Annotated in this window: 14 protein-coding genes; 10 read left to right on the top strand and 4 right to left on the bottom strand. The window is 67.0% G+C overall.

Translation table 11 applies throughout. The annotated features are described in order from the left end of the window. Positions 1-4 precede the first annotated feature (4 nt). From ASV56_RS10565 to ASV56_RS10535, 7 genes are all read left to right on the top strand, one after another. Positions 5-2,971 (top strand): 2-oxoglutarate dehydrogenase E1 component, encoded by a 2,967-nt coding sequence (locus ASV56_RS10565; RefSeq protein ID WP_062561931.1) that lies wholly within the window; start codon positions 5-7, stop codon positions 2,969-2,971. A gap of 1 nt (position 2,972) precedes the next feature. Further along, positions 2,973-4,511 carry a 2-oxoglutarate dehydrogenase complex dihydrolipoyllysine-residue succinyltransferase gene (odhB, locus tag ASV56_RS10560; RefSeq protein WP_062561930.1) on the top strand — a complete coding sequence of 513 codons (1,539 nt, stop codon included), beginning with the start codon at positions 2,973-2,975 and terminating at the stop codon, positions 4,509-4,511. A 338-nt stretch (positions 4,512-4,849) separates the two neighbouring features. After that, the gene (locus ASV56_RS10555; RefSeq protein ID WP_062561929.1) at positions 4,850-5,107 is read left to right on the top strand and encodes a hypothetical protein; all 258 of its coding nucleotides are present in this window, start codon (positions 4,850-4,852) and stop codon (positions 5,105-5,107) included. Beyond that, a complete protein-coding gene (locus tag ASV56_RS10550; RefSeq protein ID WP_062561928.1) occupies positions 5,107-5,499 on the top strand; it encodes an MAPEG family protein in 393 nt (130 codons plus the stop codon). Before ASV56_RS10555 ends, ASV56_RS10550 begins: the two co-directional genes overlap by 1 nt. Before the next feature lie 42 nt (positions 5,500-5,541). Then, positions 5,542-6,936, top strand: a complete 1,395-nt coding sequence (lpdA, locus tag ASV56_RS10545) for a dihydrolipoyl dehydrogenase (RefSeq protein WP_062561927.1) — start codon at positions 5,542-5,544, stop codon at positions 6,934-6,936. 144 nt (positions 6,937-7,080) lie between these two features. Beyond that, on the top strand, positions 7,081-7,575 hold the full coding sequence (locus tag ASV56_RS10540; protein ID WP_062561926.1) for a lytic transglycosylase domain-containing protein: 495 nt from the start codon (positions 7,081-7,083) through the stop codon (positions 7,573-7,575). A 226-nt stretch (positions 7,576-7,801) separates the two neighbouring features. Continuing rightward, on the top strand, positions 7,802-8,959 hold the full coding sequence (locus tag ASV56_RS10535) for a lysozyme inhibitor LprI family protein (protein ID WP_156429123.1): 1,158 nt from the start codon (positions 7,802-7,804) through the stop codon (positions 8,957-8,959). Positions 8,960-9,102: 143 nt separating this feature from the next. Here ASV56_RS10535 and ASV56_RS10530 read toward each other — a convergent pair whose 3' ends face one another. Further along, positions 9,103-9,543 (bottom strand): GNAT family N-acetyltransferase, encoded by a 441-nt coding sequence (locus ASV56_RS10530; RefSeq protein WP_062561924.1) that lies wholly within the window; start codon positions 9,541-9,543, stop codon positions 9,103-9,105. An 11-nt stretch (positions 9,544-9,554) separates the two neighbouring features. Then, a complete protein-coding gene (locus tag ASV56_RS10525; RefSeq protein ID WP_062561923.1) occupies positions 9,555-10,394 on the bottom strand; it encodes an AAA family ATPase in 840 nt (279 codons plus the stop codon). 160 nt (positions 10,395-10,554) lie between these two features. On the opposite strand from ASV56_RS10525, the gene dksA reads away from it, so the two are divergent. From dksA to ASV56_RS10510, 3 genes are read left to right on the top strand one after another with little or no spacing between them, the layout of a single operon-like run. Beyond that, positions 10,555-10,977, top strand: a complete 423-nt coding sequence (gene dksA / locus ASV56_RS10520) for an RNA polymerase-binding protein DksA (protein WP_017998592.1) — start codon at positions 10,555-10,557, stop codon at positions 10,975-10,977. A 34-nt stretch (positions 10,978-11,011) separates the two neighbouring features. Next, on the top strand, positions 11,012-11,590 hold the full coding sequence (locus ASV56_RS10515; protein ID WP_062561922.1) for a DJ-1/PfpI family protein: 579 nt from the start codon (positions 11,012-11,014) through the stop codon (positions 11,588-11,590). Beyond that, positions 11,587-12,696: an FAD-dependent oxidoreductase gene (locus ASV56_RS10510; protein ID WP_062561921.1), complete on the top strand. Its 1,110-nt coding sequence runs from the start codon at positions 11,587-11,589 to the stop codon at positions 12,694-12,696. Before ASV56_RS10515 ends, ASV56_RS10510 begins: the two co-directional genes overlap by 4 nt. 141 nt (positions 12,697-12,837) lie before the next feature. On the opposite strand, the gene glmM is transcribed toward ASV56_RS10510, so the two are convergent. Together glmM and folP are read right to left on the bottom strand one after the other, a co-directional pair. Beyond that, complete coding sequence (gene glmM / locus ASV56_RS10505; RefSeq protein WP_062561920.1) at positions 12,838-14,181, bottom strand: phosphoglucosamine mutase; 1,344 nt, start codon at positions 14,179-14,181, stop codon at positions 12,838-12,840. Continuing rightward, a complete protein-coding gene (folP, locus tag ASV56_RS10500) occupies positions 14,178-15,149 on the bottom strand; it encodes a dihydropteroate synthase (RefSeq protein WP_062561919.1) in 972 nt (323 codons plus the stop codon). The genes glmM and folP overlap by 4 nt, the downstream gene beginning before the upstream one ends. Between the last annotated feature and the right edge of the window lie 7 nt (positions 15,150-15,156).

The raw sequence follows: 15,156 nt of genomic DNA, 5'->3' as shown, positions 1-15,156 counted from the left end.
TGCCATGAACGATCAATCTCCCAACTCGGCCTTCCACGATTCCAGTTTCCTGCAAGGCCATAACGCCGCCTATGTCGAGCAGCTCTATGGCCGCTGGGCCCAGGATCCGGCGGCGGTCGATCAGGCTTGGGACGCCTTCTTCCGCAGCCTCGGCGACGAGGAAGCCACCGTCACGCGCGAGGCCAAGGGCGCAAGCTGGCAACGCCGCGACTGGCCGCCGATGCCGTCGGACGAGCTGACCTCGGCGCTGACCGGCGAATGGCCGATGTCGTCCAAGTCCGAGGCCAAGGCCGCGCTGGACAAGATCGCCGCCAAGGCCGGCGAAAAGGGCGTCAGCCTGACCGACGAGCAGCTGAAGCGCGCGGTGCTGGACAGCGTGCGCGCCATCATGCTGATCCGCGCCTTCCGCATCCGCGGCCATCTGCATGCCGACCTGGATCCGCTCGGCATGCGCGAGGTCCCCGGCGATGGCGAGCTGGACCCCAAGACCTACGGCTTCTCGGACGCCGACCTGGACCGGCCGATCTTCATCGACAATGTGCTGGGCATGCAGATCGCCTCGGTCCGGCAGATCACCGACCTGATGCGGCGCACCTATTGCGGCACCTTCGCGCTGCAGTTCATGCATATCTCGGACCCCGAGCAGGCCGCCTGGCTGAAGGAACGCATCGAGGGCTACGGCAAGGAAATCGCCTTCACCCGCGAAGGCCGCCGCGCCATCCTCAACAAGCTGGTCGAGGCCGAGGGCTTCGAGAAGTTCCTGCATGTCAAATACATGGGCACCAAGCGCTTCGGCCTTGACGGCGGCGAGGCGCTGATCCCGGCCATGGAGCAGATCATCAAGCGCGGCGGCGCGCTTGGCGTCAAGGAGGTGGTCTTCGGCATGCCGCACCGCGGCCGGCTGTCGGTTCTGGCCAATGTGCTGAACAAGCCCTATCGCGCCATCTTCCACGAATTCCAGGGCGGCAGCTACAAGCCCGAGGACGTGGACGGCTCGGGCGACGTGAAATACCACCTCGGCGCCAGCTCGGACCGCACCTTCGACGACAATACCGTGCACCTGTCGCTGACCGCGAACCCCAGCCACCTCGAGGCGGTGAACCCGGTGGTGCTGGGCAAGGTCCGCGCCAAGCAGGACCAGCTGTCGGACCAGGCGCATCGCTCGGCCGTGCTGCCGATCCTCTTGCATGGCGACGCGGCCTTCGCCGGCCAGGGCATCGTCGCGGAATGCTTCCAGCTTTCGGGCATCCGCGGCCACCGCACCGGCGGCACCATCCATATCGTGGTGAACAACCAGATCGGCTTTACCACGGCGCCGCATTTCAGCCGCACCTCGCCCTATCCGACCGACATCGCGCTGATGGTCGAGGCGCCGATCTTCCACGTCAACGGCGACGACCCCGAGGCGGTGGTGCATGCCGCCCGCGTGGCGACCGAGTTCCGGCAGAAATTCCACAAGGACGTGGTCATCGACATTTTCTGCTATCGCCGCTTCGGTCACAACGAAGGCGACGAGCCGATGTTCACCAACCCGGCGATGTATAAAAGCATCAAGGGTCACAAGACCACCTTGCAGCTTTACACCGACCGGCTGGTCGCCGACGGGCTGGTGCCCGAGGGCGAGATCGAGGAAATGAAGGCCGCCTTCCAGGCGCATCTGAACGACGAGTTCGAGGTCGGCAAGAACTTCAAGCCGAACAAGGCCGACTGGCTGGACGGAAAGTGGTCGGGCCTGGCCGCCGAGGGCGAGGAATACAACGCCGGCCAGACCGGCATCGCCCCCGAGACCATGGCCGAGATCGGCACCGCGCTGACCCGCGTGCCCGACGGGTTCGAGCTGCACAAGACCGTCGGCCGGCTGCTGGAAGCCAAGAAGCAGATGTTCGAGACCGGCAAGGGTTTCGACTGGGCCACGGGCGAGGCGCTGGCCTATGGCTCGCTCTTGGTCGAGGGCCATCCGGTGCGGCTGTCGGGCCAGGACTCGACGCGCGGCACCTTCTCGCAGCGCCATTCCGCCTTCATCGACCAGGCCACGGAAGAGCGTTACTATCCGCTGAACCACATCCGCGGCGGGCAGGCGCGCTATGAGGTCACCGACTCGATGCTGTCGGAATATGCGGTGCTGGGCTTCGAATACGGCTATTCGCTGGCCGAGCCGAACACGCTGACCCTGTGGGAAGCCCAGTTCGGCGATTTCGCCAACGGCGCGCAGATCATGTTCGACCAGTTCATCAACTCGGGCGAGAAGAAATGGCTGCGCATGTCGGGCCTGGTGGTGCTGATGCCGCATGGCTACGAAGGCCAGGGCCCGGAGCACAGCTCGGCCCGGCTGGAGCGCTGGCTGCAGATGTCGGCCGAGGACAACTGGATCGTGGCGAACTGCACCACGCCGGCGAACTATTTCCACATCCTGCGCCGGCAGCTGAAGCGTCCGTTCCGCAAGCCGCTGATGATGATGACGCCGAAATCGCTGCTGCGCCACCCGCTGGCGGTCTCGACGGCCGAGGAGTTCACCACCGGCTCGAACTTCCACCGCGTGCTCTGGGACGATGCCGAGCGCGGCAATTCGCAGCTGACCCTGAAGCCCGACAATGAGATCCGCCGCGTGGTGGTCTGCTCGGGCAAGGTCTATTACGACCTCTTGCAGGCCCGCGATGCGGCCGGCGCCGACGACGTCTATATCCTGCGGCTGGAACAGTTCTATCCCTTCCCGGCCCAGGCCATGTCGAAGGAGCTGGAACGGTTCAAGACCGCCGAGGTGGTCTGGTGTCAGGAAGAGCCCAAGAACATGGGCGGCTGGAGCTTCGTCGAGCCGAACATCGAATGGGTGCTGTCGCGCATCGGCGCCACGCATGGCCGCGCGCGCTATGTCGGCCGCGCCGCCTCGGCCTCGCCCGCGACCGGCCTCGCTTCGCGCCACAAGGCCGAGCAGGAGGCGCTGGTCGGCGAAGCCATCACGGTCGGTGGATAAGATGGCTGTGGAACTCCGCGTCCCCACTTTGGGGGAATCGGTCTCGGAGGCGACGGTGGCGACCTGGTTCAAGAAACCGGGCGACCGCGTCGCCGTCGACGAGATGCTGTGCGAGCTGGAAACCGACAAGGTGACGGTCGAGGTGCCCTCGCCCGTCGCCGGCAAGCTGGCCGAGATCGTCGCGCCCGAGGGCGCGGTGGTCGCGCCCAACGCCCTGCTCGCGCAGATCATGGAACAGGGCGATGCAGGCCCCGAGGAAATGTTGCCCAAGGCAGATACGGGCACCAACGCCCAGGAAGGACAGAAAAAGATGAGCGGAAAATCCGTGGACGTGATGGTGCCCACCCTGGGCGAAAGCGTGACCGAAGCCACGGTCGCGACCTGGTTCAAGAAGGCCGGCGACAGCGTCACCCAGGACGAGATGCTGTGCGAGCTGGAAACCGACAAGGTCTCGGTCGAGGTGCCCGCCCCCGCCTCGGGCGTGCTGGCCGAGATCCTGGCGCCCGAGGGCGTGACGGTGGACGCCGGTGCGCGCCTGGCCATCATCACCGAAGGCGCCGCCGGTGCGGCCGCCCCCGCCAAGGCCGAGCCCGAGGCGAAGAAGGCCGCCGCGGTGGAATCGCCCGGCGCCGGCCCCGAGACGCCGAAGCCCCGCGACATCGAGGACGCGCCCGCGGCCAAGAAGGCCATGGCCGAGGCCGGGATCTCGCGCGATGCCGTCACCGGCAGCGGCCGCGACGGCCGGGTGATGAAAGAGGACGTGGCCCGCGCCGGCACCGCGCCGGCGGCGGCCCCCGCCCCCGCCCAGGCGCCGCGCTCGCCCAGCTCGGCCGAGGATGCGGCGCGCGAGGAGCGGGTCAAGATGACCCGGCTGCGCGCCACCATCGCCCGCCGGCTGAAGGACGCCCAGAACACCGCCGCCATGCTGACCACGTATAACGAGGCGGACATGAAGGCGATCATGGACCTGCGCAACGAATACAAGGACCAGTTCGAGAAGAAGCACAAGGTCAAGCTGGGCTTCATGTCCTTCTTCGTGAAGGCCTGCTGCCACGCCCTGAAGGAAGTGCCCGAGGTCAATGCCGAGATCGACGGCGGCGACGTGGTCTACAAGCATTTCGTCCACATGGGCGTCGCCGTCGGCACGCCGAACGGGCTGGTGGTGCCGGTGCTGCGCGACGCCGACCGCAAGAGCTTCGCCCAGATCGAGAAGGAAATCGCCGAGCTGGGCGCCAAGGGCCGCGACGGCAAGCTGACCATGGCCGAGATGCAGGGCGGCACCTTCACCATCTCGAACGGCGGCGTCTATGGCTCGCTGATGTCCTCGCCGATCCTGAACCCGCCGCAGTCGGGCATCCTGGGCATGCACAAGATCCAGGACCGCCCGGTCGTCGTGGACGGCCAGATCACCATCCGCCCGATGATGTATCTGGCGCTGAGCTACGACCACCGCATCGTGGACGGCAAGGGCGCCGTGACCTTCCTGGTGCGGGTGAAAGAGGCGCTGGAGGATCCGCGCCGCCTGCTGATGGATCTGTGATCCATGGCGATGCGCGCATCCTTCTCTCTCGGCCGCGCCGGGACCGGGCGCGCGCATCCCGCCTGTGCATCCTGCGGTGCACGGGCTGTGTACGGGCGGTGTACGCCCGCTGCACGGCTGTCACGGCGCAAATCCCGGCAATTGCTGGGCGAAACCCGCATCGTGCGGCCCTTGTTGCGCACGGCAACGCGCGCAGCCCGTTGCATCCCCGGCCATGGCAACCCGAGGCCGCCCCGGATCGTTGCTCTTGCGACCGGCGCAGCACGGGCCAGCGCCCGGTCCGTCTCGTTCTTTCCCGCGGGGTGCCGGCCCGCCCGCCTCACGCCAGGAGCCGAACCATGACCCAGATGATCGCCCATTACGAGGTCGCGAACTACGCCGCCTTCAAGACCGCCTTCGACAATGACGCCGAGGATCGCGGCAACAACGGGTTGTCGCTGCTGCAATTGTGGCGCGAAAGCGATACCAGCGCCTGGGCGCTGTTCAACATCGGCGACGCCCAGGCGGCCAAGACCTATCTGGACGGCGCGGCCGGGGTGTTCAATTCGCAGGCCGGCGTCACCGGCACCGCCTTCCACCTGGTCGAGACCGCCTGATGGCGGCCGAGACCACCGCGCTGGCCCTGGCTGCGCTGCTGCAGGCGGCGCAGATCGGGGTTGCCGCCGCCTCGATGAACCGCGACGTGGGGGCGCGCTGGAACGCCAGCCCCCGCGACACGCAGCCCGAATTCTCGGTCCTGACCGGGCGGCTGCGCCGCGCGGTCGACAACCATTTCCAGGGGCTGATCCTCTTCACCATCGCCGTGCTGCTGGTGATGCTCTCGGATGCCGGCAATGCCCTGACCACGCTTTGCGCCTGGCTCTACCTGCTGGCGCGCATGTTTTACGTCCCCGCCTATGCCTTCGGCTGGTCGCCCTGGCGCTCGCTGATCTGGGCGGTCGGATTTATCGCCACCATGGTGATGATCGTCACCAGCCTGTTCACATGAACCGCACCGGCGCGAAGCGGCGCCGGGAACAAGGAGACCTGAATGTCCACCTATGACCTGATCGTGATCGGCGCCGGCCCCGGCGGCTATGTCTGTGCGATCCGCGCCGCCCAGCTGGGCCTGAAGGTCGCCTGCGTCGAGGGGCGCGAGACGCTGGGCGGAACCTGCCTGAACGTCGGCTGCATCCCGTCCAAGGCGCTCTTGCACGCCAGCCACATGCTGCACGAGACGCATGAGAACTTCGCCAGGATGGGCCTGGTGAACGCCCATGTCGAGGTCGATTGGGACAAGATGCAGGGCTACAAGGCCGAGACGGTCGGCGGCAACACCAAGGGCATCGAATTCCTGTTCAAGAAGAACAAGATCGACTGGCTGAAGGGCTGGGCCAGCATCGAGGCGCCCGGCAAGGTCAAGGTCGGCGACACCACCCATGAGACGAAGAACATCGTCATCGCCACCGGCTCGGAACCCGCCAGCCTGAAGGGGGTCGAGGTCGACAATGCCGCCGGCGTGGTGGTCGATTCCACCGGCGCGCTGGCGCTGCCGAAGATCCCGAAGTCGATGGTGGTGATCGGCGCCGGCGTCATCGGGCTCGAGCTCGGCTCGGTCTATGCCCGGCTTGGTGCCGAGGTGACGGTGGTCGAATTCCTGGACGTCATCACCCCCGGCATGGACGGCGAGGTGCAGAAGCAGTTCCAGAAGATCCTGGCCAAGCAGGGGTTGAAATTCGTCCTTGGCGCCGCCGTGTCCGAGGTCGAGGTCGAGGACGGCCTGGCCGAGGTCGAATACACGCTGCGCAAGGACGACAGCAAGCACGAGATCAAGGCCGAATGCGTTCTGGTCGCCACCGGCCGCCGGCCCTATGTCGCGGGCCTCGGCCTCGACGCGGTGGGCGTGGCGCTGACCGATCGCGGCTTCGTCCAGATCGACCAGCATTGGCAGACCAGCGTCAAGGGCATCTATGCCATCGGCGACGCGGTGCCCGGCCCGATGCTGGCCCACAAGGCCGAGGACGAGGGCATGGCGGTGGCCGAGGTCATCGCCGGCAAGCACGGCCATGTGAACTATGACGTGATCCCCGGCGTGATCTACACCACGCCCGAGGTCGCCAGCGTCGGCCTGACCGAGGAAGCCGCCAAGGAAACCGGCCGCAAGATCAAGGTCGGCAAGTTCCCCTTCATGGGCAATGCCCGCGCCAAGGCGCTGTTCCAGGCCGACGGCTTCGTCAAGCTGATCGCCGATGCCGAGACCGACCGGGTTCTGGGCTGCCACATCATCGGCCCGAACGCCGGCGAGATGATCCACGAGGTCTGCGTGGCGATGGAATTCGGCGCCTCGGCCCAAGACATCGCGCTGACCTGCCACGCGCATCCGACCTGCTCGGAAGCGGTGCGCGAGGCGGCCTTGGCCTGCGGCGACGGCGCGATCCACGCCTGATCGGCGGATTTCCACCGATACACGCAAAAGGCGACGGCGAGTTTTCGCCCATCGGCCGCCCCGCACCGGGCGGCCCTTTCTTTTGATTCCACGAATTGCCTGCCTGCGGCTAAGCCTGTCGGCAACGATAATTCGAGGACAGTGATGAAATCCATCATCGGACTGCTGGTCCTGAGCGGCGTCTTGGCCGTCAGCGCCTGCGGCGACAACCGGGTCGATCCCGACCGCCGCTATCTGGTCGAACCGCGCGCCACCGCCGCCGAGACCGTCGGCCTGCACGCCAACGAAACGCCGGAACTGCGCCGCTTGATCAACAAATACGCCGCCGAATACCAGGTTCCCGTCGATCTGGTGCATCGCGTCATCATCCGCGAGTCGCGCCACCGCCCCGGCGCCCGCAACGGCCCCTATTACGGGCTGATGCAGATGCTGCCCGCCACCGCGCGCGGCATGGGCTATCAGGGCAGCGCCTCGGGCCTGCTGGATGCCGAGACCAATCTGAAATACGGCGTCAAATACCTGCGCGGCGCCTATATGGTCGCCGGCGGCAATTACGACAACGCGGTGAAATGGTATTCGCGCGGCTATTACTACGAGGCCAAGAAGAAGGGCCTGCTGGAAGAAACCGGCCTGCGCTAGGCTCCGGTCGTTGTGAGATAAACAACAGCCCGCCGCGAGGTGGGCTTTTTGTTGAGAAACACCAGATTCTGCTATACGGGACATCGCTGCCGTTCTCGACGGACACTTAAACAGCCGAAGTTCGAGTCAATTTTTTTTTAGAAGGAAGCCGTTGACCGGTGCCCGGCGATCGGAAAAAGGCTGTATTGGTGCCGCTACGCGGCTGCCCTATTCTCCGGAACCCAGAATGAAAATTTTGAACGCCTCTTTCTTTTCCGTTGCTGCCTTCGCCCTTGTTGGACATTCCTCTGCATCAGCGGCCGACATCCAGATTACACAGGGGGATGCGACAACACCGTCCATCATCGACATCACCGGACCAATCGAAAGCGGAGATGCCGACCGGTTCTATGATCTTTCGCAACGAACCGAGAAGGCTATCGTCTTTCTCCAGTCGCCAGGAGGCTTGGTGGAGGAGGGATTGTCAATCGCAGCGGAAATTGGGCAACGCGGCTTTACTACGATCGTAGCGCCGGGGGGCGAATGCCACTCGATTTGCGCCGTGATCTGGGTCAGTGGCGGCAGCCGAATGATGGACAGCACCTCGACAATCGGTGTGCACGCGGCCTACCGCAACCAGGCGTTGGAAGATGGGACATCGCTGGCATCGGAGTCCGGTGTCGCCAACGCCGGCATCGGCTCCTTCCTCACGCATGTGGGCCTTTCGCGGGTGGCCATTCGTTATTTTACGACAGCCGGACCGAATGACGTCCTGCCTATAACGCCGGAGATTGCTCAACGACTCGACATCGATACAGCTGTTACCGAGGGCGGTCAGATTAGAATGCCCGAGGAGAGGCCGACGCCGCGTCGTCTCGCTTGGCAATCGGCTACTTATATTGGTCTGAGCGGCGACTGCGCCCCGCTCCTCGGTCTCGACGCCGCGTTCCTGCAGGAGCAGGGCGGCCAGAGGCTCCGACTTGGACACGAGCTTTTCGGTGGCGAGCTCTTTGCTAGTTTGGTTCCGGAGATGAGTGGCCGGGTCAGTTCGATAAAAGCAAGCATGGCGCTGAAAGACTGGTGCACTGGCGCTGCGACGGACCTTCACCAAGAGGGTATGTCAGTCGGCATTGCCGGGCCAGGCTACGATTGCACCAATGCAGCGACTATCACCGAACGGGCGATCTGCGGCAGCTTCGAGCTATGGCTGGAGGACAGGGCTTTGGGCTCGATCTACTCAATTCTTCGTAATGTGAGCAGCGGTGAAGAGCGCAGCGCACTGGCGCAGAAGCAGCACAGTTGGATCAGCCAGCGAGACCGTTGCGGCAGTGATGTCGACTGTATTCTGGACCGTTACAGGGCTTGGTTTCTGGATCTAAGTCTGATTGCCGCGAGGGCGAATTAACCCTTTTATGCAAAAACAGGGAACTTGCTTCCCTGCGAGCCGATTGGCACAGGAGATGGAGATGTACGGTCAGGTGGAGAAATGAACTAGGGTCTTCAGTAAGGTCCACCGCGCATCTGCATGTGACGGAAAAGGCCCGCCCCCTACCCCCACCGCTGATACCGAATAAGCCCCGACTTCATCGCCACCCGGTCGTAAAGCATCCGCCCCGCGTAGTTGTCCTCGGCCGTCAGCCAATAGACGAAGGGCACGCCCCTGGCATCCGCCGCCGCATAGACCGCCTCGATCAGCCCGCGCGCCACGCCCCGGCCGCGCGCCTGCGGGTCGGTGAACAGGTCCTGCAGATAGCACACGCCCTCGTCCCGCCACAGGTTCGGGTGAAAGACGTAATGCACCAGCCCCAGCAGCCGGCCGCCGTCCTCATGGACCAGCCCGTGGAAATCCCCGGCCTCGCCCGACAACAGCCGCGCAAAGGCCTTGTCATAGAACCCGGCCGGGCGGTCGTGAAAGCCGTAGAACGCCTGGTAACCCTGGTAGAGCCGCTGCCACTCCGGCCGGTCCTCGGGGCGCAGGTCGCGGATCATCGCCGCCCCTCTCAGCGTTGACGGCGGGCCATGAAGGCCAGCCGCTCGAACAGCGCCACGTCCTGTTCGTTCTTCAAGAGCGCGCCGTGCAGCCTGGGCAGCATCTCGCCCGCCGGACGGGCCAGATCCTCGGGCGACAGGTCCTCGGCCAGGATCAGCTTCAGCCAGTCCAGAAGCTCGCTGGTCGAGGGCTTCTTCTTCAGCCCCTGCACCTCGCGCAGGTCGAAGAACTGGCGCAAGGCCTCGTCCAGCAGGCGCGGCTTCAACCCCGGATGATGCACCGCGACGATCTTCTTCAGCGTCTCGGCGTCGGGAAAGCGGATGTAGTGGAAGAAGCAGCGCCGCAGGAAGGCGTCCGGCAGCTCTTTTTCATTGTTCGAGGTGATGATGACCACCGGCCGGTGCCGGGCCACCACCGTCTCGCCGGTCTCGTAGACATGGAACTCCATGCGGTCGAGTTCCTGGAGCAGGTCGTTCGGAAACTCGATGTCGGCCTTGTCGATCTCGTCGATCAGCAGCACGACCTTGCCGGTCGCCTCGAAGGCCTGCCACAGCTTGCCCTTGCGGATGTAGTTGGCGATGTCGTGGACGCGCGCCTCGCCCAGCTGGCTGTCGCGCAGGCGCGAGACGGCGTCGTATACGTAAAGCCCCTGCTGCGCCCGCGTGGTCGACTTGACGTTCCACTCCAGCATCGGCAGGCCCAGGCTGGCGGCGACCTGCCGGGCCAGCTCGGTCTTGCCGGTGCCGGGCTCGCCCTTGACCAGCAGCGGCCGCTCCAGCGTGATCGCCGCATTCACCGCCATGGCCAGATCCGGCGGCGCCACATAGGTCTCGGTTGAGGTAAACTGCATCCGCCTGTCCTTTGCGCAAGTCCCGCGAAACTAGCCAGCGCGCCGCCGCTGCGCAAGCGATGGGCGAAACCTGTCGGAATGGCCTAGTGACAATCGGTCTTCCATCCTTTATGCGGGCGCCAAGGATCGGGCATACAGGCGCCCGGCTTCCGGAGGAACGATGAAAGCCCAGACCTTTCTGCCCGAAGATTATCGCCCCGCCGAAGACGAACCTTTCATGAACGAGCGGCAGCTTGAATATTTCCGCCGCAAGCTGATTGCCTGGAAGCAGGAACTTCTGGACCAATCCGCCGAAACGCTGGAGGGCTTGCAGGACAGCGCACGCAATGTCCCCGACCTTGCCGACCGCGCCTCCGAGGAAACCGACCGCTCGCTGGAGCTGCGCACCCGCGACCGCCAGCGCAAGCTGGTCAGCAAGATCGACGCCGCGCTGCGCCGCATCGAGACCGGCGAATACGGCTATTGCGAGATGACCGGCGAGCCGATCAGCCTGAAGCGGCTGGACGCACGGCCCATCGCCACCATGACGCTGGAAGCCCAGGAAAAGCACGAGCGGCGCGAGCGCGTGCACCGCGACGACTGACCGCCGGCCGCCCCCGGGAACCGGAGGACGAAGGATGCAGGATCCTGGCCTGAAGCCGGTGATGATCGTCGTGCTCGACGGCTTCGCCGATTGGGAAACCCCGCTGATCGCCGCTGTCGGCGGGGATTTCTACGGCCTGTCCTGCCGCCATGTCACGCCGGGCGGCGGCGATGTCCGCTCCATGGGCTGTTTGGCCGTCACGGGGCTTGCGGATGCCGTGCCGCGCGCGGATGAAATCGTGGTGCTTTGCGGCAGCGAGGCCTGGACCCGCCCCGATGCCCCGGATATGTCCACCATGCTGCGCAGCACGCATGCGCGCGGCAACGCGGTCGCGGCCATCTGCGCCGGCACGCTGGCGCTGGCCCGGGCCGGTCTGCTCGCCGGCCGGGCCCATACTTCGAACGGGCTCGACTTCCTGCGCCACTGGCTGCCCGATTATGCCGAGGCCGCGCATTACCGCGACCAGCCCCGCGCCGTGGCCGACGGCGGGATCATCACCGCGCCGGGCACCGCGCCGATCACCTTCGCCGCCGCGGTGCTGCGCGCCGCCGGCCTGCCGCAGGACAAGCTGGACGAATTCCTCGCCCTTGCCGGTGCCGAGCTGCGGCCGTGAATCGCGAGGCCACCATCATCGGCGCCGGTGTCGCCGGCCTGACCGCCGCCTGCGCGCTGGCGCAGCGCGGCTTTTCCGTCACCGTGCTGGAACGCGCCGGCGCCCTGCGCGAGGTCGGCGCCGGGCTGCAGATCTCGCCCAATGGCGTGCGGGTGCTCGAGGCGCTGGGGCTCTGGCCGCGGTTCGAGGCGATCTCGACCCGCTCCGATCGGGTCGAGTTGAACGATTCGACCGGCCGCCCGGTCGCGCGGCTGGAGTTGGCGCGCCACCGGCCGCAGGACCGTTTCCGCCTGGTGCACCGCGCCCGGCTGGTCGAGCTGCTGGAACAGGCCGCGCGCGAGGCCGGCGCCCGCATCGAACTGGGGCATGAAATCACCGCCCCGCCCGCCGCCGCGCTGCTGATCGGCGCCGACGGGGTGAAAAGCCGGTTGCGCCCGCTGCTGAACGGCCCCGAAACGCCCTTCTTCACCGGCCAGACGGCATGGCGGGCGCTGATTGCGGCCGAAGCCGACGCGCAGCCCATGGCGCAGGTCTTCATGGGCCCGGGCCGGCATCTGGTCAGCTATCCGCTGGGCCAGGGCCTGCGCAATATCGTCGCGGTGCTGGAGCGCCCCGACTGGCAGGACGAGGGCTGGTCGATCCCCGGCGACGCGGCCGAGCTGCGCGCCGCCTTCGCCCGTTTCGGCGGCCCGGTGCCAGGCTGGCTGGCGCGGGTCGAGCAGGTCGGGCAATGGGGCCTGTTCCGCCACCCGGTCGCGGCGCATTGGCAGGACGGAAGCCGGGCGCTGATCGGCGATGCCGCCCACCCAACGCTGCCTTTCCTGGCGCAGGGCGCGGTCATGGCGCTCGAGGACGCCTGGACCCTGGCCGCCTGCCTTGCCGCCGACCCCGACCAGCAGGCGGCGCTGGCCCGCTACCAGGCGCTGCGCCAGCCGCGCTGCCAGCGCATCGTCGAGGCCGCCAATGCCAATGCCCGCAACTATCATCTCAAGGGCCCGACCCGCGCCGTGGCCCATGCCGGGTTGCGCGCCGTCAGCCGCCTGGCCCCGACCCGGCTGATCGAGCGCTTCGCCTGGCTCTACGACCACGACCCGACGGCGCTCTGACCGGCCTTCTTTGTTGTCCAAATACCCAAAGGCAAGGCCGCCGCCCGCGCGACGGCCCGGATCGCGCGCCACCTTGGCCTTCTCTGTTTTCCAAATTACCCAATGCCGACGCCACGGGCGACGCCGCCGCCGGATGGGACGTCAGGCCGCCTTCTCGACCGCCGCGACGATGCCGTCCACGACCTCACGCAGCACGGTCTCGTCCTCGGCCTCGGCCATGACCCGGATCAAGGGCTCGGTGCCGGACTTGCGGATCAGCACCCGGCCCTGGCCGTCCAGCCGCGCCTCGGCGCGGGCGATCTCGGCCTGAACGGCCTCGACCGACAGCGGATCGGCGCCGGCGGCATAGCGCACGTTCTTCAGCATCTGCGGCACCGGCTCGAACTGCGCCACCAGGTCCGAGGCCCGCCGGCCGCTTTCGGCCATCGCCGCCAGGAATTGCAGCCCGGCGATCAGCCCGTCGCCGGTGGTGGCATAGTCGGTCATGACGATATGGCCCGACTGCTCGCCGCCCAGGTTGAAGCCCTGGCCGCGCATGCGCTCGACGACATAGCGGTCGCCGACGGCGGTGCGCTCCAGCCGCAACCCGCGCCCCTGCAGGAAGCGCTCCAGCCCCAGGTTCGACATCACCGTCGCGACCAGGGCGCCGCCGCGCAGCCGGCCCTGCTCGGCCCAGCGGCCGGCCAGCAGCGCCATGATCTGGTCGCCGTCGGCCACCTGGCCCTTTTCGTCGATGATCATCACCCGGTCGGCGTCGCCGTCCAGGCTGATGCCGATGTCGGCGCCATGCTCCAGCACCGCCCGCGCCGCCGCCTCGGGATGGGTCGAGCCGACGCCGTCGTTGATATTGTGGCCGTTGGGCGCCACGCCCAGCGGGATCACCTCGGCCCCCAGTTCCCACAGCACGTCCGGCGCGGCGCGATAGGCGGCGCCATGCGCGCAATCGACCACGACCTTCAGCCCCTCCAGCCGCTGGCCGGCCGGGAAGGTGGTCTTGGCATATTCGACATAGCGCCCGCGGCCGTCGTCGATGCGCTTGGCCCGGCCGATGTTCTGCGGCTGCGCCGGAACGATCTCGCCGGCGACGATGCTCTCGATCTCGGCCTCGGCCTCGTCGGAAAGCTTGAAGCCGTCGGGGCCGAAGAACTTGATGCCGTTGTCATGCGCCGGGTTGTGGCTGGCCGAGATCATGATGCCCACGTCCGCCCGCATCGAGCGCGTCAGATAGCCCACCGCCGGCGTCGGCACCGGGCCCAGCAGCAGCACGTTCATGCCCGTGCTGGTCAGCCCGGCGGTCAGCGCGTTCTCCAGCATATAGCCCGACAGGCGGGTGTCCTTGCCGATGACCACGCGATGGTGATCCTGCCCGCCGCGGCGGAAATAGCGGCCGGCGGCGGCGCCCAGGCGCAGCGCCATCTCGGCCGTCATCGGATGGGTATTGGCACGGCCTCTGACGCCGTCGGTGCCGAAAAGCTTCCTGCTCATGCTTCCCCCTCGGTCACGGCCCGCCACAGCGCCAGGCCCTGCCTTGTTTGTGCCACGTCATGGACGCGGTGGATTTGTATGCCCTGCGCGACCCCGGCCAGCGTCACCGCCAAGGTGCCCGGCATGCGCTCTGCCGCGACCTCGGCCCCGCCGATCGCGCCGATGAAGCGCTTGCGCGAGACGCCCAGAAGAATGGCGCAACCCAGGCCGTGATAGACGGAAATCCGCCGCAGGATGGCCAGATTATGCGCCTGGGTCTTGCCGAAACCAATGCCCGGATCGATCACGATGCGGCCAAGGGGGATTCCCGCCGAGCGCGCCCGCGCGATCCGTGCCCTGAGCGCGTCATAGACGTCCAGCAGCACATCGCCATAGGTCGGATTGTCCTGCATCGTCTCGGGCACGCCTTGGGCATGCATGATGCAGACCGGCACGCCGGCCTCGGCCACCGCAGCCGCCATCTCGGGGTCGAAGTCGAAGCCCGAGACGTCGTTGACCAGCCCCGCGCCCGCCGCGATGGCCGCCCGCGCCACCGCTGCCTTGCGTGTATCGACCGAGATCCCGGCCAGCCCGCGCGCCGCCGCGATCACCGGCGCGACCCGGGCGATCTCTTCGGCCACCGGCACCTCGCGCGCGCCGGGGCGGGTCGATTCGCCGCCGATGTCCAGGATCTCGGCGCCCTGCTCGGCCAGCAGCCGGGCCTGCGCGGCCCCGTCATAGCGACCGCCGTCCGAGAAACTGTCGGGCGTCGCGTTGACGATGCCCATGATGCGCGGCCGGTCCAGGGACAGGCCCAGCAGATCGGCGCGCGGCGCGGTCAGCGCGGCCAGCACCTCGGGCGGCGCGCTGTCCACCACGCGCGGCGCGGCACCCCGGCGCAAAAGCTCGAATTGCGAAAAGCGCAGCCAGCCGCCGGCCAGCGGCCAGCGCCCGGTTTCGCAGGGGATCGGTCGGAAATAGTCGCTCATGCCCATG

Origin of the sequence: Paracoccus aminovorans, from assembly GCF_001546115.1 — a bacterium.
GTDB classification, from domain to species: Bacteria; Pseudomonadota; Alphaproteobacteria; order Rhodobacterales; family Rhodobacteraceae; genus Paracoccus; species Paracoccus aminovorans_B.
The sequence above is the reverse complement of the archived record's forward strand: the minus strand, read 5'-3'. Positions and strand labels throughout refer to the sequence as shown.